The organism is Microbacterium sp. CFBP 13617, assembly GCF_014839445.1.
GTDB lineage: Bacteria > Actinomycetota > Actinomycetes > Actinomycetales > Microbacteriaceae > Microbacterium.
On sequence record NZ_JACYNW010000005.1, the window covers coordinates 84677 to 106886 of the forward strand.

Sequence of the window (22210 nt, forward strand, 5' to 3'; positions counted from 1 at the left end):
TTCAGAGGTCCTTGCCTGACTTCTTCGCGAAGCGCACGCGGACGGTGCGCTTGACGCCGTCCTTCACCTGCTCCTCGACCCGGCGGCCGACGCGGGTCGGCTTCTTGGTCGAGGGGTCGACGAGCGCGACGTTGGAGATGTGGATCGGGGCTTCGAACGTCTCGATGCCACCGGTCTTGGTGCCGCGCTGGGACTGGCCCACGCGGTTGTGCTTGGTGACGTAGTTCACGCCTTCGACGATGACGCGGTTCTGCTCGGTCAGGATCTCGAGGACCTTGCCCTGCTTGCCGCGGTCGCCGCCACGCTCGGGCTTGGCGCCCGTGATGACCTGAACCAGGTCACCCTTCTTGATTTTCGCCATGATCAGATGACCTCCGGGGCGAGCGAGACGATCTTCATGAACTTCTTGTCACGAAGCTCACGACCGACGGGTCCGAAGATGCGGGTGCCGCGGGGCTCCCCGTCGCTCTTCAGGATCACGGCGGCGTTCTCGTCGAACTTGATGTATGAGCCGTCGGGACGGCGGGTCTGCTTCACGACACGGACGACGACGGCCTTGACCACGTCGCCCTTCTTGACGTTTCCACCGGGGATCGCGTCCTTGACCGTGGCGACGATGACGTCACCGAGGCCCGCGTAACGACGGTTGGAGCCGCCGAGCACGCGGATGGTGAGCAGCTCCTTGGCACCGGTGTTGTCGGCGACCTTCAGCCGGGATTCGTTCTGAATCACTTTTTACTCCTTGGGTTCCAAGTAAGCGCGAGGCTTACTTGGCCTTCTCGAGGATCTCGACCAGGCGCCAGCGCTTGGTGGCGCTCAGCGGACGGGTCTCGTTGATGACGACCAGGTCGCCGATGCCCGCCGAGTTGGTCTCGTCGTGCGCCTTGACCTTGGAGGTGCGGCGGATGACCTTGCCGTAGAGCGGGTGCTTCACGCGGTCTTCGACCTCGACGACGATGGTCTTGTCCATCTTGTCGCTGACAACGTAGCCACGACGCGCCTTGCGGTAACCGCGGGCGTTCTCGTCGCGCACATCGTTCTCGGAGTGCTCGTGACCGACGACCTGCGCCTCGGCCTCTGCCTTCTTCGCGGTAGCCATTACTCCGCCTCTTCCTTCGCGGCGTCGTCAGCGGCGTCCGCCTTCTTCGCCTTGCTCTTCTTCGCCTTCGTCGCCTCGACCGGGGCCGGGGTGGCGCGGATGCCGAGCTCGCGCTCACGGATCACGGTGTACAGACGCGCGATGTCGCGCTTGACTGCACGGATGCGACCGTGGCTTTCGAGCTGGCCGGTGGCCGACTGGAAGCGCAGGTTGAACAGCTCTTCCTTGGCCTTACGCAGCTCCTCGACGAGGCGCTGGTCTTCGAACGTGTCGAGCTCGCTCGGGGCGAGCTGCTTGGTGCCGATCGCCATTACGCGTCGCCCTCCTCGCGCTTGATGATGCGTGCCTTCAGGGGCAGCTTGTGAATGGCTCGGGTCAGTGCTTCACGAGCGAGCTGCTCGTCGACACCCGCGACCTCGAAGAGGACGCGGCCGGGCTTGACGTTCGCGACCCACCACTCGGGCGAACCCTTACCGGAACCCATGCGGGTTTCGGCCGGCTTCTTGGTGAGGGGGCGGTCGGGGTAGATGTTGATCCACACCTTTCCGCCACGCTTGATGTGACGCGTCATGGCGATACGAGCGGACTCGATCTGACGGTTGGTCACGTAAGCGGGGGTCAGCGCCTGAATACCGTACTCACCGAACGACACCTGGGTGCCACCGGTGGCCTGGCCGGAACGGCCGGGGTGGTGCTGCTTGCGGTACTTGACCTTGCGGGGGATGAGCATTACGCCGACGCTCCTTCTGCCACGGGGGCCTCGTTGCGCGGACCACGACGACGGTCGCCACCGCGGTCGTCACGACCGCGGGACTTGGGCGCGTTGGCCTGCTCGCGGGCGAGCTCCTTGTTGGTGAGGTCGCCCTTGTAGATCCAGACCTTCACGCCGATGCGGCCGAAGGTGGTCTTGGCCTCGTAGAAGCCGTAGTCGATGTTCGCGCGCAGGGTGTGCAGGGGCACACGGCCTTCGCGGTAGAACTCCGAGCGGCTCATCTCGGCGCCGCCGAGGCGACCCGACACCTGGATGCGGACACCCTTGGCGCCGGCACGCTGCGCGCCCTGCAGGCCCTTGCGCATCGCGCGGCGGAACGCCACGCGAGCGGTGAGCTGCTCGGCGACACCCTGCGCGACGAGCTGAGCATCGGCCTCGGGGTTCTTGACCTCGAGGATGTTCAGCTGGATCTGCTTGCTGGTGAGCTTCTCGAGGTCGGCACGGATGCGCTCGGCCTCGGCGCCGCGGCGACCGATCACGATGCCCGGACGGGCGGTGTGGATGTCGACGCGGACGCGGTCACGCGTGCGCTCGATCTCGATGTTGCTGACACCGGCGCGGTCAAGCGAGGTGGTCAGCAGGCGACGGATCTTGATGTCCTCGGCGAGGTAGTCGGCGTAACGCTGACCGGCCTTCGTCGAGTCCGAGAACCACCGCGACACGTGGTCGGTGGTGATGCCGAGGCGGAAGCCGTACGGGTTGACCTTCTGTCCCATTACTTGCTCGCCTTCTTGTTGGCGCGCGCCGGGGCCGCAGCAGCGTCTTCCGGCGTCGCGAGCACGACCGTGATGTGGCTCGTGCGCTTCTTGATCTGGAAGGCGCGACCCTGTGCACGGGGACGGAAACGCTTGAGCGTCGTGCCCTCGTCGACGTACGCGTTCTTCACGTACAGGTCGGCGTCATCCAGGTATTCGTTCGTCTTGTCAGCGGTGACGCGAGCGTTCGCGATCGCCGAGGCGACGAGCTTGTAGATCGGCTCGCTCGCGCCCTGGGGCGCGAACTTCAGGATGGCGAGGGCCTCTTCGGCCTGCTTGCCCTTGATGAGCGCGACGACACGACGAGCCTTCTGAGGGGTCACGCGGATGTGTCGCACGCGTGCGATGGACTCCACCATTTCTCTCTCCTCTAGCGCCACCGCGTCAGCGGCGGCGGCCCTTCTTGTCGTCCTTCACGTGGCCGCGGAAGGTGCGGGTGGGCGAGAACTCGCCCAGTTTGTGACCGACCATGGTCTCGGTCACGAACACGGGGATGTGCTTGCGACCGTCGTGCACGGCGATGGTGTGTCCCAGCATGGCGGGGATGATCATCGAACGGCGCGACCAGGTCTTGATGACGTTCTTGGAACCGGCTTCGTTCTGCGAGACGACCTTGCGAAGCAGGTGCTCGTCGACGAAGGGGCCCTTCTTAAGGCTGCGAGGCATCTTCCTCTACTCCTACTTACGCTTCTTGCCGGCGGTGCGACGGCGGACGATCAGCTTGTCGCTTTCCTTGTTCGCGTGACGGGTGCGGCCTTCGGCCTTACCCCACGGCGAAACGGGGTGGCGACCACCGGAGGTCTTACCCTCACCACCACCGTGCGGGTGGTCGACCGGGTTCATGGCGACACCACGCACGGTCGGGCGGACGCCCAGCCAGCGCTTGCGGCCGGCCTTGCCCCAGTTGATGTTCGACTGCTCGGCGTTACCGACCTCGCCGATCGTGGCGCGGCAGCGCACGTCGACGTTGCGGATCTCACCCGAGGGCAGACGCAGCTGCGCGTAGGGGCCGTCCTTGGCGACGAGGCGCACGGAGACGCCCGCCGAACGGGCCATCTTCGCGCCGCCACCGGGACGCAGCTCGATCGCGTGGATCACGGTACCGGTGGGGATGTTACGCAGCGGCAGGTTGTTGCCGGGCTTGATGTCAGCGCCGGCACCCGACTCGACGACATCGCCCTGCGACAGCTTGTTCGGCGCGATGATGTAGCGCTTCTCGCCGTCCGCGTAGTGCAGCAGCGCGATGCGCGCGGTGCGGTTGGGGTCGTACTCGATGTGAGCGACCTTGGCGTCGATGCCGTCCTTGTCGTTACGACGGAAGTCGATCAGACGGTACTGACGCTTGTGTCCACCACCGATGTGACGCGTGGTGATGCGGCCCTGGTTGTTGCGGCCACCGGTCTTCGACAGGGGGCGCAGCAGCGACTTCTCAGGCGTCGATCGGGTGATCTCGGCGAAGTCGGCCACCGACGAGCCGCGGCGACCGGGGGTCGTGGGCTTGTACTTGCGAATAGCCATTGTTCTTGTCCTCTATCCCGACCGTCAGCCGACAGACGTGAAGATGTCGATGGTGCCCGACTTGAGCGACACGATGGCGCGCTTGGTGTCCTTGCGCTTGCCGGTGCCGAAGCGGGTGCGACGGGCCTTGCCGACGCGGTTGATCGTGTTGACCGAGGCCACCTTGACGCCGAAGATCTTCTCGATGGCGAGCTTGATCTCGGTCTTCGAGGAGCGCGGGTCCACCAGGAAGGTGTACTTGCCCTCGTCGATGAGCGAGTAGCTCTTCTCGGAGACGACCGGCTTCAGGATGATGTCGCGCGGGTCTTTGTTGACGGCGGTCATGCCGAGACCTCCTCGGTGGCAGCGGACTTCGACGCGACGAACGCGTCGTAAGCGGCCTTGGTGAAGACGATGTCGTCGGAGACGATCACGTCGTAGGTGTTCAGCTGGCCGACGGTCAGCACGTGGACGTACGCGAGGTTGCGGACGCTCTTCACCGTCAGCTCGTCGTCGCGGTCGATGACCACGAGGACGTTCTTGACGGCGCCGAAGGCCTTCAGCGCGGCAGCGGCAGCCTTGGTCGAGGGGGCACCCTCGATGGCGAAGCTGTCGACGATGTGCAGACGCTGCCCACGAGCACGGTCGCTGAGCGCACCCAGCAGGGCGGCGGCGATCATCTTCTTGGGCGTGCGCTGGCTGTAGTCACGCGGCTTGGGGCCGTGGACGATGCCACCACCGGTCATGTGCGGCGCGCGGATCGAGCCCTGACGGGCGTTACCGGTGCCCTTCTGCTTGAAGGGCTTGCGGCCGGCACCCGAGACCTCGCCACGACGCTTGGTCGAGTGCGTGCCCTGGCGTGCCGCGGCGCGCTGCGCCACGACGACCTGGTGGATGAGGGGAATGTTCGTCTTGACGTCGAAGAGCGCGGCGGGCAGCTCGACGGAGCCTGCCTTCTTGCCGTCGGCCTTCACGACGTCGAGCGCGAGAGTCGAGTCAGCCATGATCAGGCACCCTTCACTGCGTTGCGGACGTAGACGATGCGGCCACGAGCACCGGGGACAGCGCCCTTGACGAGCATCAGGCCCTTCTCGGCGTCGACGGCGTGCACCGTGAGGTTGAGGACGGTCACGCGCTCGCCACCCATACGGCCGGCCATGCGCATGCCCTTGAAGACGCGGCTCGGGGTCGACGATGCGCCGATGGAGCCGGGCTTGCGGTGGTTGCGGTGCGAACCGTGCGAAGCGGACACACCCTTGAAGTTGTGACGCTTCATGACACCCGCGGTGCCCTTGCCCTTGCTGGTGCCGACGACGTCGACGCGCTGGCCGGCTTCGAAGAGACCGTCAACGGTCAGCTCCTGGCCGAGCGAGTAGTCGGCGGCATCCGCCGTGCGCACCTCGGTGAGGTGGCGACGCGGGGTCACGCCGGCGGCGTCGAAGTGAGCCGTGAGGGGCTTGTTCACCTTGCGGGGGTCGATCTGGCCGTAGCCGATCTGAACGGCGTTGTAGCCGTCCTTCTCGAGCGAGCGCAGCTGGGTCACGACGTTCGGAGCGACCTCGATGACGGTGACGGGAACGAGCTTGCCGTTCTCGTCCCACACCTGGGTCATGCCGAGCTTGGTGCCGAGAAGGCCCTTGGAGATCTTGGAGTTGATGTCAGACATGTCGAACCTCAGAGCTTGATCTCGATGTTGACATCGGCCGGGAGGTCGAGGCGCATCAGCGAGTCGACGGCCTTGGGCGTCGGGTCGATGATGTCGATGAGGCGCTTGTGGGTGCGCATCTCGAAGTGCTCGCGGCTGTCCTTGTACTTGTGGGGCGACCGGATGACGCACACGACGTTCTTCTCGGTCGGAAGGGGAACCGGGCCCACCACGGTGGCACCGGCACGGGTCACGGTGTCGACGATCTTGCGCGCCGACGAGTCCAGCCCGGCGTGATCGTACGACTTCAGGCGAATGCGGATCTTCTGTCCCGCCATTGTCTGCTCTCTCTCTTTCTCGCGTCTTACCCGACCTGGGGCATTGGACGCACGGTGGTGCTCTCGCACCCTGGCACTTCCCCTCGCTCACGCGAGAGATGCTGCACCGCTGTTCAGCTGTCAAACCGGATGCCATGGCATCCGGCCCACCCCGCACGCACGCGTGCGAATCCGATGAAGGAAGGGGCTCGGTGTCTGTTCTGCTGCCGGCGGCCCAGGACCCTGCGCTTTCGCGCCGCCTGTGCACTGCCCTGACAGTGATCCTGGCGCGCGCCGAGCGCACGCCGGAATGTGGAACTGCATTAGTCTACGTAGCCCCGAAGCGAGTCGCAAACCCGGGCGTGTCGCGCCCGGCGGATACCCAGGATCGCCGACCCCGAACGCGACGACGCCGCCCCGGTTCGCGGGAGCGGCGTCGATGCAGAGCTGCGACGTCAGGCGTTGCCGATGTGCTTGTCGACGTTGGCCCGCGTCTCGTCGACCTTCGCGTGATGCTCGGTCGGCACGACCTTCTTGATGGCCTCGGCAGCGCCGTCGAGGACCTTGTCGCTGACCTCTTCGGCCTTCTCGCTCTTCAGCGCCTCTTCGATCTTGTCGCGGTTCTCGTCGAGGAGCTTCTTGCCCTTCGCGATGATGTCGTCCACGCCACCCATGTGCGTCTCCCTCGGTGCCGGTGCCGGCGGGATGCCGGCGTGTCGACCTTCATTCTCGACGAACGACCGATGATGCACACCACCCAGCGTGAACCCCGCAACAGCTGGATAGGGCATCGGAGCTCGGACTCGGTCGCGACAGCAGGTTTACATTCGCCTCCGCGCTTATCGCCCGCGTAAAGTTCAGCCTATGAGGGGGATTAAGGCAGCTGTTTGTGCGCTCATTGTTGCGACGGTGTGCGCCGGGTGCACTGTCGAGGGCGCGAGCTCCAGCACGCCCGTGGAAGACGCAACTTCACCGCGGGTTCCTCAATCCTCACCCACGGAGTCGACGAGCTCGGCTGATCCAGACCTGCCGAACGAAGCGCAGCCGGTGAGTCCCGAGGCCGATGAGGAACTCGCCATCGGCCCCGAGGAGGCCTTCCTAGACGCGGCGAGAAACGGCTGGCAAGGACAAGAGGCATCTGAGTCGACGTGGATCGAATTAGGAAACAACGCCTGTTCAGAGCTTGAGACAGGTAAACCCCTTGAAGAGATCTACATCGTCGGCGAGGACTCGGATGCAGCACGTTCCAACAACAGTCTGATCGTCACGGAAGCACAGAAGAACTTGTGTCCACAATTCGGGTGACGCCCCGACGGACCACCTTCCTTTCTTTTCTCGCGCGGGAAGCATCTCGCGACACAGCCGCACACAAGAGGACGATCAATGACTGTCTCCCCATCGCCAGATTCGAATGACGCGTCCCATTCCCGCCGGCGGCTGCTCGCCGCGGGGATGGCAGCAGCCGGGGGTCTCAGCGTGGGCGCGCTCACGTTCCCCACTCGCGCAAGAGCCGATAGCGGGTCAGTCTCGTCCATAAACGGGAAAGCCGGACGGGTAGCCCTCACCGCAGCAGATCTGGCGGCGGTCGAGGCCGAGACGGTAGATCAGATTGCAGTCGTCGCGACTCCGGAACGATTTCCGGGCCTAGACCCGAGCGGTGCCGGGGACTCCGCTCCCGCCCTCAAGGCCGCGATCGCGGCTTGCCCGGACGGCGGCACCGTGATCGTACCCGCGGGAACATACCGCCTCGCATCGACTCTCTCGAACGAGGGTAAAAGCATCAGCCTCATCGGTCACGAGGCGACCTTGGTTCGTGCGCACCCGACCTCATCTGCCGTGCTTCTCACGGGCGTCTACGACGACCCGATTCGCGTGACCTCAATCTCGCCGGTCTCCGTGGAGCTCGGCGGTGGCCAACAGCCCGGAGTGCAGTTGGCGATGTCGTCCGCTACTGGATGGTCGCGTGGAGACGTCGTCAAAGTCTTTGCCGACGATGAGATCCCTGAGGTGAGACAGGACTCGAGCAACAAGTCGCGCGTCGGCGACTTCATGGTCGTTGATCGCACCTCGGGGAACTCGGCCATCCTGGTGGGTACTCCGAACGGCAAGTTCACTTCGAACATTCGGGCTGCTCGGCTACGGGACGTCCCCGTCCGTTTCGAAGGTTTTCGTGTCGACACCGACGCCAGTGGCGTCAACGCTGGCTGGGGCGGGACAACGATCGTGTTGTCCGCGCTCATGCGACCCGCGGTGCGCGACATTCACGTGCGAGTTTCGACGGCGACGGCCATTCTCATGCGCGGGTGCTACGCCTACGACATAGAGAACGTCCAGATTGATCGTGCGGTCGACAATCCGTCCGCCGGCCAGTTCGGATACGGAATCCTGGACAACTCGAGTGCGTACGGGGTGGTCCGAAATCTGCATGCTCGGCGGGTGCGCCACGCATATTCCGATGACACACCGCGGATCGCCGCAAACTCGTCCGTTGTCCTCTACGGCGCGACATACGGAACCCGCGTCATCGACTCGGTCTGCCACGGCGCATCCGCCGCAGCCTTCGATACTCACTCGTGCTCCGAGTTCGTGACCTTCGACAACTGTATCGCCGTCGACAGCCGTGAAGGGTTCTCGCTCCGCGGGCGCAAACATGTGGTCAAGAGCTGCGCGGCCGTTCGATGCACGACGGGCGCCCAGGTTATTACCGAGTCGAGCGGCGCTGACGCCTCATGGGGACACCGGATCACGGACTTCCACGGCGACGGTCTGACCGGCACCGGGATCCGGATCATCCCCCGGACATCGTCGTCACATTCGCAATACAACCGTCGCGAGACAAGGGATGTGCTTCTGCGAAACATCACCCTCCGCGGTTCCGCAATGCCATTTCTCCAGGCGAACAACATCGTCCTCGACGTCGACGGGTTCCACGCGACGGCCCGCGAGCAGGTGGACGACGTCGCGAATGGAGCAATCCTGAGCAACAGTATTGTGCGCGCGCGAGATTGGACAATCGATCTGCAGAACGTCACTTCGGGATCATCTCTGCGAGGCTTCCAGAGTCGTCAGTCCGGCGAGATGGTGGCCGACGGGATTGAATTGCGATGGCGGGACGGCGACGCCGCGCGGGTCCAGGGCGTGGCGGTGGGAGAGTCCTCCGTGACGGTGACCGTGAGAAACGTCCGTCTGAGCGAGCCTCTCGCGACGCCATCGGTCGGGTTCGCGCGAGGGTCGACCATCGATTGGACGGCGAAGACTCAAGCGTCGCGATTGATTACGCGCCGGCAGGATGAGGTCAGCAACAGCGAGACGGTTCGACTCATCTATCGTGCCGGTGATCCGCAGATCATTCTTCTGTGCACCGTAACCGATGGGCGCACCGTGCCGGCCCTCGTGGCGAGCGCCGTTCCGGGTCAGATCTTGTACGTCGTCAATTCGGGCGAGAGCTCGGCGACGGTGACCGTCCGACACGGTGCCGCTTATTTGACGAGCCTCCGAGGTGGGGCCAACCGCCGCATGACTCCGAATTCCATGATGTCGCTCGTCTGGACAGGCAGGATATGGCAGCAGCTCGCCTGAGATGGAAGCCACGGGTCGTTAAAGTGGTGTGGTGAAGAGTACGCATCAGGAAGATTACCGGCCATCTGTCGACGTCCTCATGCGCCCGTCGAAGGGTACCAATCCACGCGCGCCGATCTACGCGCTGGTCGATGCGCTGCCCGACGACATCAACGTCGTCAAGTTCTCTTGGAGGCGTGCCCTGATCGGCAAGTGGGACGTCATACATCTGCATTGGCCCGAATCGGCGATTCGCGCCTCCACGCGCACGCGCCGCTGGCTGAAGTACGTTCTCTTCGCGCTATTGCTGCTTCGGATTCAGTTCGGACGGAAGCCCGCAGTGTGGACCGTACATAATGAATCTCCGCACGAGCGCGGGAAGCATCTTGAATCCCTTCTGCTGAGATGGTGGGAACGGGCTACGGCTCGACGGGTCTACCTCTACCCATCGGTCACCCCCGACGAACGAGGGGCGGCCTTCATTCCGTTCGGCGATTACAGCCAGGTCGCTGATCGACTTATGGGCGACGTGCAGGTGGAACGCGACCCACACCGCATGCTCCTGTTCGGCCTTCTACGCCCGTATAAGGGCATCGAGCAACTCCTCGACGCGTTCGATGCCCTCCGCCATGTGGACGAGCGCGTACGCCTTGCGGTTATGGGACGCCCGGTGGACCCCGAGTATGGACGCGCAGTCGACGAGCGCGTGGGCGCAAGCGCGACAGGGGTGGAGTTCCGTGGCGAACTGCTCGAGTACGAAGAGCTCGTGGCTCAGATCCGTGAGAGTGGGTTCGTCGTGCTGCCGTATCGGCGCATGTACAACTCCGGCGCCGCGTTGCTCTCCTTGAGCTGCGGAACTCCCATCCTCGTACCCACGTCAGCAACCATGAACGACCTCATGGCCGAGTCCGGACCGCAATGGGTGCAGACCTATGACGGCGATCTGACCCCCGCGATCCTGAGTGCAGCCGTGGAGCAGTTCGCGTCCTCCGCGCCCCTTCGCGAAGGGGCGCGCGCGCTCCGAGGCCGGTCCTGGTCGGCCGTAGGGGAACAGTATGCGTCCCTGTATCGGAGTCTCGTCCCCAAGAGCCGGCCCGCTACCGGGTGACGAGCGCGGCGCGTACCCTCTGGCCGAGCTCCTCAAGGCGAAGCCGAGCGTTCGCTGCCGCCGAAATCAATTCCTCGCCACGATCGACGGTGGCCAGCCCACGCCTCACGATCGCGTTCGCGTCAAGATCGCGATAGTCGAAGGAGACATCGTAAATCCCGGCGGCAGCGAAAGTACGGTCAAGCTTTTCGGACGAACCGCTCGTGGTACCGATGGGTATCGCTCCCTCGGTCAGCCCGATCACAAGGGCGTGCAGTCGGTCGCTCATCACGACTGCGGCGCGCGCATAGACGTCCCGGATGACGCGCTCGAATTCTCGATGCGGACCGCCGGACCAGGGAGCGATGAACTCCACACCCAGCGCGTCGGCGATCGCAGTCGATCGTGCCTTGTCCCTCACAACCTGATTAATCACGACGGGACGCAGGCCCTTGGCCTGGGCGAGAGCCGTCACCGACTCGAGGAATGCCGGTGTTGGTTCAGGGCGGTCGCCGCGCATGGTCACGACGAGGAGGTCTCTCCTCACGGAGGCCTCGCCCGATCCCTTCAGGGCGAACGCCCAGTCCGGTGTCACTTCGCCGGTTCCCCCAAAGTCGCGGCTCGGTAGATCCCGCCACGTCGCGATCTTGCTGAGCCGCGAGACGACCGCTATCTGCCAGGGAAAGGAACCGCGTGGCTCGCGGAAGGCCATACCGGTCTGGATGGGCACTCCCCCGCGCACGCGCACAATGGCCGCGGTAGGGATGTCAACGACAGCAATCTTGGTGCGTCTCCTGTTGAGCTGGACCTCTCCCGCGTTGGTGACAAAACCAACCCGGCTCGACACGCCTGCGGAGAGAGCTGCCCGCTGCCAACTCCCCCTGGACTCGTACACTTCGTCGCCGTCGGTCAGGCCTAGGCCCGCCGCATAGTCGCCCACGCTCTGGCCGACGAGTACGTGGCGCTTGATTCCAGGGTGGATGAACACGTCGAGCATCGCCCGACGCAGTACCGAATCGCCCAGATTGTCCGCCTGCCCGTGGGCGGCGATGAATGCCTTCATGATTGATCTCCTTGCGGGCGTCGGTACTCGATCACCACGCGTCCCCGCGCCGCATCGAGAACACCCCATCCCCGCATCCACGTATTGAGTGAGGCACTGTTGACGGGAACTCGTCGAACCCGATCCGCTGACATTCGCAGGAATCCAACTGCCAGCCGTGCGGAGCCTTCGATCCACGCTCTGAGACGATGACCGTCTTCCACCAGAAGTCGACCTCGCACGTTTCCCGTGCGCCGGGCGCGCTGACGCAGCCAAGCGACGCTCATGCGACTGAGAGGAACGTCTTCGTAGACGATCGCCTCGTCGCACCACACGATCTTGCCGCCCTTGTTATGGATGCGGTGAAAGAGATGGGAGTCACTGCCACCGCTCGCCGAGAACCGTTCATCGAACCGAGGGAGCTCTAGTTGCTCCACCGCCGTCCGACGAACAAGCACGTTATTCGTCGCGGCTTGATCGAAAACGGTGCCCGTCGGGTATCTCGACCTGCTGAAGAACCCGCCTTCGTGAACCCACTCCGGGGTCTCGGCCGGGAAAACGGACACCACCGGACCCCAAACCGCATCCGCGTCGCTGGAGTCCATACAAGCCCGGAGAGTAGCCAACCAGGAGGCATCTGGATACTCGTCATCATCGATGAAGGCGAGGATCGGCTCCGTGGAGTTCATCAGCGCCGCGTTTCGAGCCGCCACGATGCCGGGGGTGGGCTCTTGCAGATAGACCAGGTCAAGAATTGACTCGCTCGCTACCTGCTCTGCGGTCCCAGCCGCGTCGTTGTCGACCACGTACACGCGAAACGGCCCCGGAGCGATGAGGTCTTGGAGTGATGCTAGGAGGGTGCGCAATTGTTCGGGTCGCTGATATGTCGCGACGCAAATCGCGACGGGCTCAGGAGTGCTCAACGCCGAGCCGATCGAGAAGTGAGACGGCCTTGTAGCGCCATGTGGTTCCTGAAGGAATCGTTGTCGTCTCGCGCGGAACGCGGGCGCCGCCTGCGACCAAGGTAGCGAAGACAGCTTCTTGCGAATCCCTGTCAGCGACGCGCACACCCGTTAAACCGCGGTCATTGGCCCCGAGCACGGGCGTCGTCACGACAGGCAGTCCCGCCGCCCTGTACTCGTAGGTCTTGATGACGTCTCCGCCGACCTCGCCCTCACCGACGCGGTGCGGCACCCATCCGACGTCGAAAGTCTGGAGCAGCGCGGGAACTCGGTCATAATGCACGTCGCCCAGCAAACGAATGTTGCTTTGCGAGCGGAGAGGCGCCTCGTACTCCCTATCGAGAATCGGACCCGCAAAGGTGAACGAGATTTGCGGGAACGCCGCCGCTACGCGAAGGACCAAATCGAGATCGACACGCTTTCCGATCTTGCCAACATAACCAACCGTTGTCGGGCCCTTGGCAAGCGACTCTGTCGGGAATCGCTCTGGGTCGCAGCCGTTAGTAACCAGTTGCGCGTCGGACCTACCGAACGCTTGTGCGGTCGCCAAGGTGGCCTCGGAGTTCGCGGTGACCACGTCAACGCGGTCGAACAGTCGTTGATACGCAAGCCGGACCTCGCTTTCGATGGCCTTGAAGGCGTAGTGATCAGTCCAGTCATCGAGCATGTCGAAGGCGACCTTACGGTTCTCGTCAGCGACAACGTTCCACACATTCGACACGCTGACGAAGGGATTCCAGATCACGACGGGAGCAGATCCGCCTAAGCCCTGCGCGCTGTACGAATCGCGAGAGGTCCACCACCACCTCTGTCGCGGGCCCCTCGCAGGAACGCGCCAACTCCAACTGTCGACGGCGAACGTGTTGTCCGCGAGTGCGCCTGCGCGATACGCGGGGCGGAGGACCTGCGGCTCCGGCCGCGACCGGACCGCGACGGGGCCTTGACCTGAAAGGAGGCGCCCGAACCACTCGATGAAGTGGCCGTCTCTCGTGCGATAACCCTCGTTAGACAATTTGCGCTGCCCATGCATGGGGAACGTCGCAATGCTCTGATCCATGATCACTTCCGCCTCACACGATCGAGTTCGGCTTCGTACGAAGCGCTCACTAGCTCCCACGAGTACATTTCAGCGGCCCGCGCCGCCACGACGCCCGATAGACGAGCCCGCTCGCCGGGGTTGTCCATGAGCGCGTTTACGGTGTCGGCGATCGCCTGTGGCTGGGGTTGGACGAACTTGCCGCCCGAGGGCGAGAGTACTTCTCGATTGAAAACGGTGTCGCGGGCCACCACCGACGCTCCGCAGGCCATCGCCTGTACGAGCGCGGGATTGGTGCCCCCGACGCTGTGCCCATGAAAGTACACCCCGCTGTGCTGCCACAGCGCGAGGAGAAGGGTGTCATCGCGGACATGGCCCAGCCACGTTACGTTTGCGTGTGACTCAGCCAGCGCCTTGGCACGCTGGTCGAAACCTCCCCCGTAGCCCGACGACCCGACGATAACGACAGGATGCCGACGTGCGATCACGGGGACGGCGTCGAAGAACTCATTGATTGTATTCTCAGGAACGAATCGCGCGACCGCGAGAACGTACCGTGTGCTTTCCATGTCCAGCGGCACAGGGAGCGGCCCGGGGATGTCACCCCCGTAGGGGATGAAAACGCCGCTCTTGTTGAACTCCTTCGCCCAATAGTCGCCTATCGCGACGGCGTCGAAAACCAGCGAATCAGCCCAGCGCGCGGTCGCAGCGGCACCGGTTCTGAATACAGTCTTAGCGACACGCCCCCACTTGTCCCGCTCCCACTCGATGCCGTCGACGTTGACGACCGTCGGGATCCCCCTTGCCTTGAGCAACGGCAGCCAGTACCCGTTCGCGACGTTCATGACAAGAGCGACGTCTGGACGACGCCTCATCGCATCGAGGGACGAAGTGAATCCGTAGGACAGAGTGCTGAGGGACTTGGTCTCGATCCCTCGCGTCGCCCGCGACGTAACACGGGGATCGACAGCAAAGTCAGGAGCGACCGTCCCTCCGGGACGACCGTAGACGGTCACGTCCCAGTCATTCTCCGCGAGATAGGGCGCCAGAACACGGACGGCGGTCTCAAAACCGCCGTAGAAACTTGGATACCCACGGGTCCCCAGAATGGCGACGCTACGACGCTTCGATGAATTGCGACTCACTTGCCCGCGCCCTCCAGCTCAATCCACGCCCGTCTTACGGATCGTTCCTCCAGGTACTTCTTCGGCGAGTAGTTGATCAAGGCCATGGCCAGGTACATGTACTTCGTCAAGGGGTTCTTCGCGAGGTGGTACCGGATCCGGAAGTAGGACAGGCGAAGATGACGCCTGTCGCGAGCACGGAGATGTACTGCATGCTTGGCCATATAGGTTTTCGTCCCGGCAGCCCTGCGCTCGGTGTTCCCTGTCAGCTGCCCGGTACCGTGCTTCACCTGGAGCGCCAAACGATCCGACACCGACACATAAGTATGTCCTGCGAGCAGGAACCTGAAGAAAAAGTCCGTGTCGTTCTTGACGGGGATCGACTCATCGAAACCGCCTGAGCGATCGAACGCCCGGCGCGTGAGCACCATATTGCTCCCGGTCGTCCCCAGACTCACCGCGACGACATCCTGAGCGGACTTATTGGGTTCGAGGGTGGGCGCTTCGACACGCGTATCCCCCTTGACCATCCAGCGCGCCACGACGGCCATGTCCGTCCGGGCTGCGGACCCCGCCTGGATCGCGGCGAGAAGGTAGCCAGGCTCCCAAGAGTCGTCATCGTCCAGGAATGCGAGGACATCTCCTTGAGCAACCTTCGCTCCACCGTTCCTCGAAGCAGAGGCCCCACCGACAGTCTCCGGGTCGTGGACGTAGTGGATGGGGACGTCTGTCGTCGCCGCCAAGTCGGCGACGGCCTTCTCCGTGTCCTCGTCAGCCACGTCACTGCAGACGATGATCTCTACGGGCGGTCGCGATTGCGCCAGAACAGACCCGATGGACGCGGGGAGGAACGACGCCCGCCTGTGCGTGGGAACGATCACCGACACCCGGGACGTCTCATTGATGTGATCCGGGTCGCCGACCGGGGCTCGCTCCGATCGCCTTCCGATCAGCCCTTCGAAGTTCTGCATCGACAGCGAGCTGGCGAGGGGCAAGCGCTCAGCAATCCGATGACCCATCGAATGGAGAAGAGGAGAATCCGCGATGCGCTCAGCGATGACGTTTCCCAGACCGGAGTCGGCCGCGACCGCGATCTCAGGACATTCGAAAAGCTCGCCCAGACCCTCGACTTTGCCCTGGGTCGAGATGATGAATGCTGGCTTTCCCATTGACAAGGCCATGATGCCGAGGTGCATCCGACCGGTGACGACAACGTCCGTCAGCGACAGAAGAGCCCGGATCTGCGCCGGTCGCAGGAGTTCCTCGACCACGTACCACGGAGCGTCGGGAGTGGCCGCAACGACATCCTGAACAGCCTTCATGTCACCGCCGGGACCCCGGTGGACGTGAGGCAAGAGAACGGGAAGATAACCGCTGTCGCGTAGGGCATTCAGAACGACCTGATACTCCCGGGGCTGGTCCACACGCTTCGACACGAGCGCGCTGGCATTCACGAGCGCAATGCGCTCGCCGCCTTCTCGAGCCTGGCTAAGAAGGCGGTAGACGTCGGTGTCTCGATCTTGCTGACCCAGCGCGAAGACCGTGTCGCTAGCTTCGTAGGTCGGACCGATCGAGGCCTTCGCCATGCGGGCTCGACTGAGAGGGTCGCGAACATAGAGCCGGACCCCTGCGCGAGCAGCCCTGGCAGCCGCGTGGGAGACCGGGCGAGACGCGCGACCATTCCAACTGAAGCCAAGTATTCGGGTCTGCAGACCACCCCGCTGAGCGGCCAGCGCAAGTCTCCACCGGAACAAGCTCGCGAACGAGTTGTAGCCGCCGTCCATGATGTCCGCGCCCGTCACCGACAAGCTGGAGGCGCCCCGCAGCAGCCGCGCGAGGCGGGCGAATGCGGCGACGAAAGTGAGCGGATTGCGCGACATCAGTCCTTCGATCACGACCCCACGCCGGGAACCCTCGCCATACTGCGGGACGATTACGGCATCGGGCTTGACCAGGAGCACGCGGACGTCGCCGACGACCTGCTCGCAAAATACGTCAGCCATTGCCTGGTCGCCGATGTTTCCTCCGCCGGGAGCTGCGAACAGAACGTGGTACCGACCCTGCCGGCGGCCGAGGAGCGCACCGTGCACGGATGCATTCAACGCGGCTGCTCGAACCCGCTCCGCCGCGGACACCATTAGTTTTCTCGGGTTCACCATCGCCTCGAAGCCCCCATCTCTGTCAACGACGCACAATCTGGCACACGACGCGATCGTGTTTCATTCTAGACGAGCGCAAAGAAAGCCACCCGCCACCGGCATCCTCACGCCGCGAACCGGCCGACGGATGGGTAGTGCGCGCGCGCAGGTTCTCCGTGACCTACGATCGTCGTGGACGCGCGTGACCGTGACGAGTGGGAGGGATCATCGTGCCGACTCTCCTTCTCGGATTATTAGCAGTGGTCGTTTTCATCGTGATGCTGGGGACGCTGCGCTGGTGGGCGACGGCGTTGATCGGGGTCGTCTTCGCGATGACACTCGTGCCGCGCTCTCTTGGCATCGAGATCTTCGGGGTGCCGGCCCAGACATACGACGTTGCCATTCTGGCAGTGCTGGTTGTGGGCTTTGTCGCGAGCGGCCGCCCCAACTTCCTGCTCTTCGTGCCGTTCGTCACGTTGCTCACCATCGGCGTGATCTTCGAGTGGGAACACAGTCCGCAACTCGCGACGAACGTTGTCTATCTCCTGGTCGGCGTCGCCGCGTGGGCGATCGGCCACTACTTCGCCAAGCATTACGTCCCTGGCACACGTCAGGAGACTGTGCTGATTCTGGCGCTGACCGCCGTGATCTTGTTCCAGGTAGTCGTGACTGTGCTGCAGGCGAGTGGTGTGCCGATCTTCGCGCTCGAGGGTCGGACGGCGGAACTCGAGGGTGGCCGCGCGAGCGGAACCTTCAGTCACCCGGGGACCGTGGGCAAGGTCATGATCCTTTTCATGGCGATCCTCCTCCCACTTACGACCGCGACGACCCGTCGAACTCGAAGGCTCGCATACTTCGCCGTTCTGATAGCGCTCGTCCCAGTGGGGCTCTCGGAGAGCAGGGCCAACTTCGTCGGCTACCTCCTTGCACTCCTCGTGTGGTTCATCATCATGCCCGCCCGCTCTGCGCGCGCATCCCGATTCGTCGTACCTGCAGTCGTCCTGGCCGGGGCTCTGATCTTCTCCGGCACCATCATCGACCGCTTCACAGGCGACCCTGAGGGTGGCGCACGTCAGCACTTCACTGACGTGGCTCTGGAGGCCATCTCGAAGAACCCTTGGCTGGGCGTCGGTCCCGGGAATTACATTCCCGTTGTCGGCCAAACTGATAACTTGACCGCGCAAGGATGGCGTGTGCACAACGTCTTCCTGCTCGAGACCACCGAGCTCGGCATACCGACCACACTCTTCTTCTTCTTGCCCGCCATCTGTCTCCTTGTCCTCAGCCTCCGGCACATGCGACGCCTAGACGAAAGAGGGGCTTGGGGCCGCGGCGCGATCGCCGCAGCCGCAGGCACTCTCGTCACTGCCGTCACCGGATGGGGCCTGATGAACGGGTCGATCTTTATGATCTGGTTCCTGTGCATGGGGTTCAGTTTTGGGATGCTCCGGCGACAGAACGTTTCTGGTATCGGCGGCGCCCCGTTCGTTTCCAGCCAATCCGCCGGCGCCCCCGGTGCACGGGCGGTAGTGGCATGACCTACAAGCCAGGAATGACCCTCGTCGCATGACCTCGCTCGCAGGTGCCGCTGCTCGAGGCGCCGCGCAATCACTGCTGGCTCAGTTCTTGAGGTTCGCCATCCAGTTCGGCGCGCTGATGATCCTCGCCAGGCTCTTGACCCCCGGGGATTACGGAACTGTTGCCCTCGTCACCGCCATCACGGGGCTCGCCCTCCTGCTGGCAGACTTCGGGCTCTCGTCTGCGGCGATCCAGGCGCGAGAGATATCCCACCAGCAGAAATCGAACCTGTTCTGGCTGAACACCGCCGTAGGCCTCGTGGTGTCTGTGGTGGTGTTCTTCGCCGCCTACCCCATCTCCTGGTTCTACGGCCGGCCGGAACTGGTCCCCGTGGCCCAGGTTCTTTCTGTCGTGTTCCTGCTCTACGCGGTGACCGCTCAGTTCCGAGCCGAAGCGTCGAAGGCGCTCAGATTCAAAGCTATGGCCATCGCCGACGTCGTGGCTCAACTTCTTTCCTTCAGCGCAGCGATCGTGGCCGCCCTACTGGGGTCAACATACTGGGCCCTGGTTCTCCAGCAGGTTCTGTCGGCCTTCCTGCTCCTCGTGATGTTGTGGGTGGCCTCGCGATGGACGCCGACCTGGCCCTCAAGGAAGGCCAGTATCCGACCTCTCGTGAGTTTCGGCGTGAACAACCTCGGTGTGCAGCTCATCACCTACGCGAGCAACAACATCGACTCCGTGCTCATCGGCCGGTTCTGGGGCGTCGAACAGCTGGGCCTCTACAGTCGGGCCTATCAGCTGTACCGATTGCCCCTGCAGCAGCTCGCCGCGCCGATGACGAGGGTCGCATTTCCCGTGCTCTCGAAGATCGAAGACGACGCCACCTTCCAGCGATACGTCCGTCAAGCACAACTCCTGCAGATGTATGTCATCGGCGGAGTGTTCTTCGCGGCCACGGCTTTGTGCTCCCCACTCGTCGAGATCGTTCTCGGGCCGGATTGGGACGAGACGAAGGGCCTGTTCGCGGTACTCGCCATTGGTGGCGTCTTTCAAACTCTCGGCTACGTCTACTTTTGGGTGTTCTTGTCCAGGGCACTCACCGGTATGCAGCTGAGGTACACGCTCCTGTCCCGAAGCTTCATGATCGCACTCATGTTCGCCGGGGTTCCTTGGGGTGCATTCGGGGTTGCGATCGGTATGACAGCGGGACTGCTCCTCAACTGGGTGATTCTGACGTTCCGAGCGATGCCTAAGGCGGGTCTCGCGCCGCGGCCACTCGTGGTGGCGGCGATTCGTCCCATGACTCTGTACACAGCAATGCTGCTGATCGCTGCGCCCGTCATCTGGTTGACGTGGAACCTCGAGCCCTGGTGGCAGATTCTCGCCATCGTGCCGACAATGGGCGCCGTCCTCGTCCTTGCATACATCGCCATCCCGAGCATCAGACGAGACGTCGCGGACGTGCTCCGAATGGCCAAGCGGGTCCGGCGGTGACATCGCGGGCGGGTGGCGAATCGGGCCATCTTGACCCTCGCCCCGCCTCCCCGAGCCGCCGTGAGCTCCTGGCTGGCGGGGTGGTCGCGGCTGGCGGTGCTGTCCTCCTCGACCGCACCATCCGAGAGAATCTGGCGGCCCGGCCACCCATTCCCACCCCGGGGTCCGGCTCAGCCGGTAATTCCGTTCTCATATCTTCCGACAGCCATCCGGGAATCGATCCGACCGGACGGCGAGAATGCGGGCGAGCCCTCACCGAGGCTCTCAGTTCCGTTCCGCCCGGATGGGAGGCGGTCATCGCCCCCGGCTCTTACCTGCTGAGCAGCCCTATTACTGCGGACACCGAGTCCTTCCGGCTCTCGGGGTACGGGGTCACTCTCATTCAGACGGGGGCGTCACCGGTGATTTCGGTGAAGGCGGGCTGGCCGACGCCGCTGACCGTCACATCTTTCGGTACGACTGCGAGGAGCGACGGCGCGGCCGGACCAACCTCCAAGATCGTGGTCGACGGTAGCGTCAGTTGGGCGCCGGGCACGCTCATCAAAGTCTTTTCCAACGACTCGATACCCGGATCTCGTACTCCGTCCGACGGTCGCTCCTCGCGGATGGGCGAGTACGCGATCGTCGCGTCAAGCGGAGGAAACGAGATCACGACGACTGCGCCTCTTCGTGGGAAGTATTCTGACAACGCGAGGGTCGTCGAAACCAGCCGTCGAACGGCACAAATCAGAGGATTCACGCTGGAGGGTAGATCCCCCTCAGCAAAGGTCGTCGGTGCGTCGATGATGTACCTGGCGGGGCTCCTCGCACCGCTCGTAGAAGACATCCGATGCGTTAGCGCACACGGACCAGTCGTCCATCTGAAGAGTTGCTACGCGTTCAACGTCGCACGGCTCGATGTGTCTTTCGCGGAAGACGACGCACCCCACCGGCTCGGGTACGGAGTCCTCGATAACTGCAGCGAGTTCGGCACGGTACAGGACAGTACCGTTCGGCACGCCCGGCACGCCTACACGGATGACACTCCAGCGATCCCCCGGAATAGCACGAATCCTCACGGGTACGGCAGTTCGTACGGCAACACGATTGTTGATTGCAACGCCGTGGCGCCCTCGCGTGCGGGGTTCGACACTCACCACGCAAGTGAAGCGACCACGTTCTCGGGCTGCACTGCGAGCGCCGGCGGCGATGACGTTGCCGCATTTTCTCTGCGCGGACGAAATCACCGTGTCATCGGGTGCTCGGCCCAGAACATCGGCATGGGTGTCCGCGCCTTCACCGAGGCGAAGCGCGGAGGACAATCTTTCGGTCATGTGGTGCAGGCGTTCACCGCGCGGTCAATCCGCGGAGCCGCCGTGGCAGCCGATATCCATCCGACCGGTCATCCGAATGCTGGGGAGTTGGAAATGCGCCCCGTGCTTACTGTGACCGGCGTCACGGTCGACGGAGCACGCAACGGGGTCCGCGCGAGGAACGCCACCATTGTCATGACGGGGGCGACCATCCTCGTGAGTGGCGACAAAGAGGGATCCAGTTTCGTGCAGAACGAAGCCTCAGACGTGCAGATCGAGAACTGCGTTCTCCGCGCGGATGTCTCCGCGAAGTGGTCACCGGTGGCGTCAACGACTGGTACCGATCGAAACGCACAGATCGTTCTGCGAAATGTATCCGTGACGATGAGCGCGTCCGCTCTCGCGCAGGCGGAAACGATCTTCACCGGCTCCCCTCCAACAGTCGGTCTGCAGGCGGTCTCTTTCTCCGGCCTGCCCCGGAGCGGACTCGGAGCGGTCGATGACCGCAGCGCACTCCAGTGGGAAACTCAACCGGCCAGCCCCACTACGCCCGTCGAATCGTCGGCGGCGTACAGCTTTAGAGGTGACCTGAGCGCCCAGATGCCACAGCTGTGGAGAGCGACGGATCCTCATCTGTTGGTGGAGCTTCAGTCCGACAACCGTGCACCGATGTCCGTCGTAATGGGACGCCCCAGACGCAATTCTCAGCTAGTGACGCTCATGTGCGCTGCCGAGAGCGGGGTACTGCGTCTGAGCGACGACGCATCAGCCCGCCTTGTCCTCACGGACGAGTCGGAACGAATCCTCCAACCTGGTCGGTCGGTCACGCTTGCGTGGACCACCGGAGGCTGGGTTCGCGCGAGCTAGGCCTGCT

At 63.8% G+C, this 22210-nt stretch carries 25 protein-coding genes; 6 read left to right on the forward strand and 19 right to left on the reverse strand.

Going from position 1 to position 22210, the window contains the following annotated elements; genetic code table 11:
- Position 1: 1 nt before the first annotated feature.
- The 14 genes from rplX to IFU40_RS15845 form a co-directional block, all read right to left on the reverse strand.
- The gene (gene rplX / locus IFU40_RS15780) at positions 2-361 is read right to left on the reverse strand and encodes a 50S ribosomal protein L24 (RefSeq protein ID WP_055833711.1); all 360 of its coding nucleotides are present in this window, start codon (positions 359-361) and stop codon (positions 2-4) included.
- Between the two features lie 2 nt (positions 362-363).
- Positions 364-732 (reverse strand): 50S ribosomal protein L14, encoded by a 369-nt coding sequence (rplN, locus tag IFU40_RS15785; protein WP_055833708.1) that lies wholly within the window; start codon positions 730-732, stop codon positions 364-366.
- A 34-nt stretch (positions 733-766) separates the two neighbouring features.
- Positions 767-1099: a 30S ribosomal protein S17 gene (gene rpsQ / locus IFU40_RS15790; RefSeq protein ID WP_070408572.1), complete on the reverse strand. Its 333-nt coding sequence runs from the start codon at positions 1097-1099 to the stop codon at positions 767-769.
- Positions 1099-1410, reverse strand: coding sequence for a 50S ribosomal protein L29 (gene rpmC, locus IFU40_RS17115; protein WP_013584007.1), 312 nt, complete (start codon positions 1408-1410; stop codon positions 1099-1101). Before rpmC ends, rpsQ begins: the two co-directional genes overlap by 1 nt.
- Entirely contained in the window at positions 1410-1829 is a 420-nt protein-coding gene (gene rplP / locus IFU40_RS15800; RefSeq protein WP_055833705.1) for a 50S ribosomal protein L16, read from the reverse strand. The genes rpmC and rplP overlap by 1 nt, the downstream gene beginning before the upstream one ends.
- On the reverse strand, positions 1829-2587 hold the full coding sequence (gene rpsC / locus IFU40_RS15805) for a 30S ribosomal protein S3 (protein ID WP_055833702.1): 759 nt from the start codon (positions 2585-2587) through the stop codon (positions 1829-1831). Before rpsC ends, rplP begins: the two co-directional genes overlap by 1 nt.
- Positions 2587-2985 (reverse strand): 50S ribosomal protein L22, encoded by a 399-nt coding sequence (rplV, locus tag IFU40_RS15810; protein WP_055833699.1) that lies wholly within the window; start codon positions 2983-2985, stop codon positions 2587-2589. The genes rpsC and rplV overlap by 1 nt, the downstream gene beginning before the upstream one ends.
- Positions 2986-3010: 25 nt before the next feature.
- Positions 3011-3292, reverse strand: coding sequence for a 30S ribosomal protein S19 (rpsS, locus tag IFU40_RS15815; RefSeq protein WP_013584011.1), 282 nt, complete (start codon positions 3290-3292; stop codon positions 3011-3013).
- A gap of 12 nt (positions 3293-3304) precedes the next feature.
- Positions 3305-4144 (reverse strand): 50S ribosomal protein L2, encoded by an 840-nt coding sequence (gene rplB, locus IFU40_RS15820; RefSeq protein WP_055833696.1) that lies wholly within the window; start codon positions 4142-4144, stop codon positions 3305-3307.
- 24 nt (positions 4145-4168) lie between these two features.
- On the reverse strand, positions 4169-4468 hold the full coding sequence (gene rplW / locus IFU40_RS15825) for a 50S ribosomal protein L23 (protein WP_055833695.1): 300 nt from the start codon (positions 4466-4468) through the stop codon (positions 4169-4171).
- Entirely contained in the window at positions 4465-5127 is a 663-nt protein-coding gene (gene rplD, locus IFU40_RS15830) for a 50S ribosomal protein L4 (RefSeq protein ID WP_055833692.1), read from the reverse strand. Before rplD ends, rplW begins: the two co-directional genes overlap by 4 nt.
- A 2-nt stretch (positions 5128-5129) precedes the next feature.
- Positions 5130-5789: a 50S ribosomal protein L3 gene (gene rplC / locus IFU40_RS15835; protein ID WP_055833690.1), complete on the reverse strand. Its 660-nt coding sequence runs from the start codon at positions 5787-5789 to the stop codon at positions 5130-5132.
- Between the two features lie 8 nt (positions 5790-5797).
- Positions 5798-6106, reverse strand: a complete 309-nt coding sequence (gene rpsJ, locus IFU40_RS15840) for a 30S ribosomal protein S10 (RefSeq protein ID WP_013584016.1) — start codon at positions 6104-6106, stop codon at positions 5798-5800.
- A gap of 434 nt (positions 6107-6540) precedes the next feature.
- On the reverse strand, positions 6541-6759 hold the full coding sequence (locus IFU40_RS15845; protein WP_191916657.1) for a hypothetical protein: 219 nt from the start codon (positions 6757-6759) through the stop codon (positions 6541-6543).
- Between the two features lie 373 nt (positions 6760-7132).
- Here IFU40_RS15845 and IFU40_RS17280 point away from each other — a divergent pair, with 373 nt between their 5' ends.
- The 3 genes from IFU40_RS17280 to IFU40_RS15860 all read left to right on the forward strand — a co-directional run bounded on the left by IFU40_RS17280 (position 7133) and on the right by IFU40_RS15860 (position 10751).
- Entirely contained in the window at positions 7133-7390 is a 258-nt protein-coding gene (locus tag IFU40_RS17280; protein ID WP_162239394.1) for a DUF732 domain-containing protein, read from the forward strand.
- A 171-nt stretch (positions 7391-7561) separates the two neighbouring features.
- Positions 7562-9664 (forward strand): hypothetical protein, encoded by a 2103-nt coding sequence (locus IFU40_RS15855; RefSeq protein ID WP_156458703.1) that lies wholly within the window; start codon positions 7562-7564, stop codon positions 9662-9664.
- Positions 9665-9695: 31 nt separating this feature from the next.
- Positions 9696-10751, forward strand: coding sequence for a glycosyltransferase (locus IFU40_RS15860; RefSeq protein ID WP_191926936.1), 1056 nt, complete (start codon positions 9696-9698; stop codon positions 10749-10751).
- On the opposite strand, the gene IFU40_RS15865 is transcribed toward IFU40_RS15860, so the two are convergent.
- From IFU40_RS15865 to IFU40_RS15885, 5 genes are all read right to left on the reverse strand, one after another.
- Positions 10741-11793: a hypothetical protein gene (locus IFU40_RS15865; RefSeq protein ID WP_191926937.1), complete on the reverse strand. Its 1053-nt coding sequence runs from the start codon at positions 11791-11793 to the stop codon at positions 10741-10743. The genes IFU40_RS15860 and IFU40_RS15865 overlap by 11 nt on opposite strands.
- Positions 11790-12695, reverse strand: coding sequence for a glycosyltransferase family 2 protein (locus IFU40_RS15870; protein ID WP_191926938.1), 906 nt, complete (start codon positions 12693-12695; stop codon positions 11790-11792). Before IFU40_RS15870 ends, IFU40_RS15865 begins: the two co-directional genes overlap by 4 nt.
- Entirely contained in the window at positions 12682-13479 is a 798-nt protein-coding gene (locus IFU40_RS15875) for a glycosyltransferase (protein ID WP_198424694.1), read from the reverse strand. Before IFU40_RS15875 ends, IFU40_RS15870 begins: the two co-directional genes overlap by 14 nt.
- 314 nt (positions 13480-13793) lie before the next feature.
- Positions 13794-14915 carry a glycosyltransferase gene (locus IFU40_RS15880; protein ID WP_191926940.1) on the reverse strand — a complete coding sequence of 374 codons (1122 nt, stop codon included), beginning with the start codon at positions 14913-14915 and terminating at the stop codon, positions 13794-13796.
- The gene (locus tag IFU40_RS15885; protein ID WP_191926941.1) at positions 14912-16984 is read right to left on the reverse strand and encodes a glycosyltransferase; all 2073 of its coding nucleotides are present in this window, start codon (positions 16982-16984) and stop codon (positions 14912-14914) included. The genes IFU40_RS15880 and IFU40_RS15885 overlap by 4 nt, the downstream gene beginning before the upstream one ends.
- A 308-nt stretch (positions 16985-17292) precedes the next feature.
- Between IFU40_RS15885 and IFU40_RS17285 the strand changes: the two genes are divergently transcribed.
- The 3 genes from IFU40_RS17285 (at position 17293) to IFU40_RS15900 (ending at position 22203) form a co-directional block, all read left to right on the forward strand.
- The gene (locus IFU40_RS17285; RefSeq protein WP_191926942.1) at positions 17293-18570 is read left to right on the forward strand and encodes an O-antigen ligase family protein; all 1278 of its coding nucleotides are present in this window, start codon (positions 17293-17295) and stop codon (positions 18568-18570) included.
- Between the two features lie 28 nt (positions 18571-18598).
- Positions 18599-20044: a lipopolysaccharide biosynthesis protein gene (locus IFU40_RS15895; protein WP_055936014.1), complete on the forward strand. Its 1446-nt coding sequence runs from the start codon at positions 18599-18601 to the stop codon at positions 20042-20044.
- A gap of 401 nt (positions 20045-20445) precedes the next feature.
- Positions 20446-22203 carry a hypothetical protein gene (locus IFU40_RS15900; RefSeq protein WP_191926943.1) on the forward strand — a complete coding sequence of 586 codons (1758 nt, stop codon included), beginning with the start codon at positions 20446-20448 and terminating at the stop codon, positions 22201-22203.
- The last annotated feature ends 7 nt before the right edge of the window (positions 22204-22210 follow it).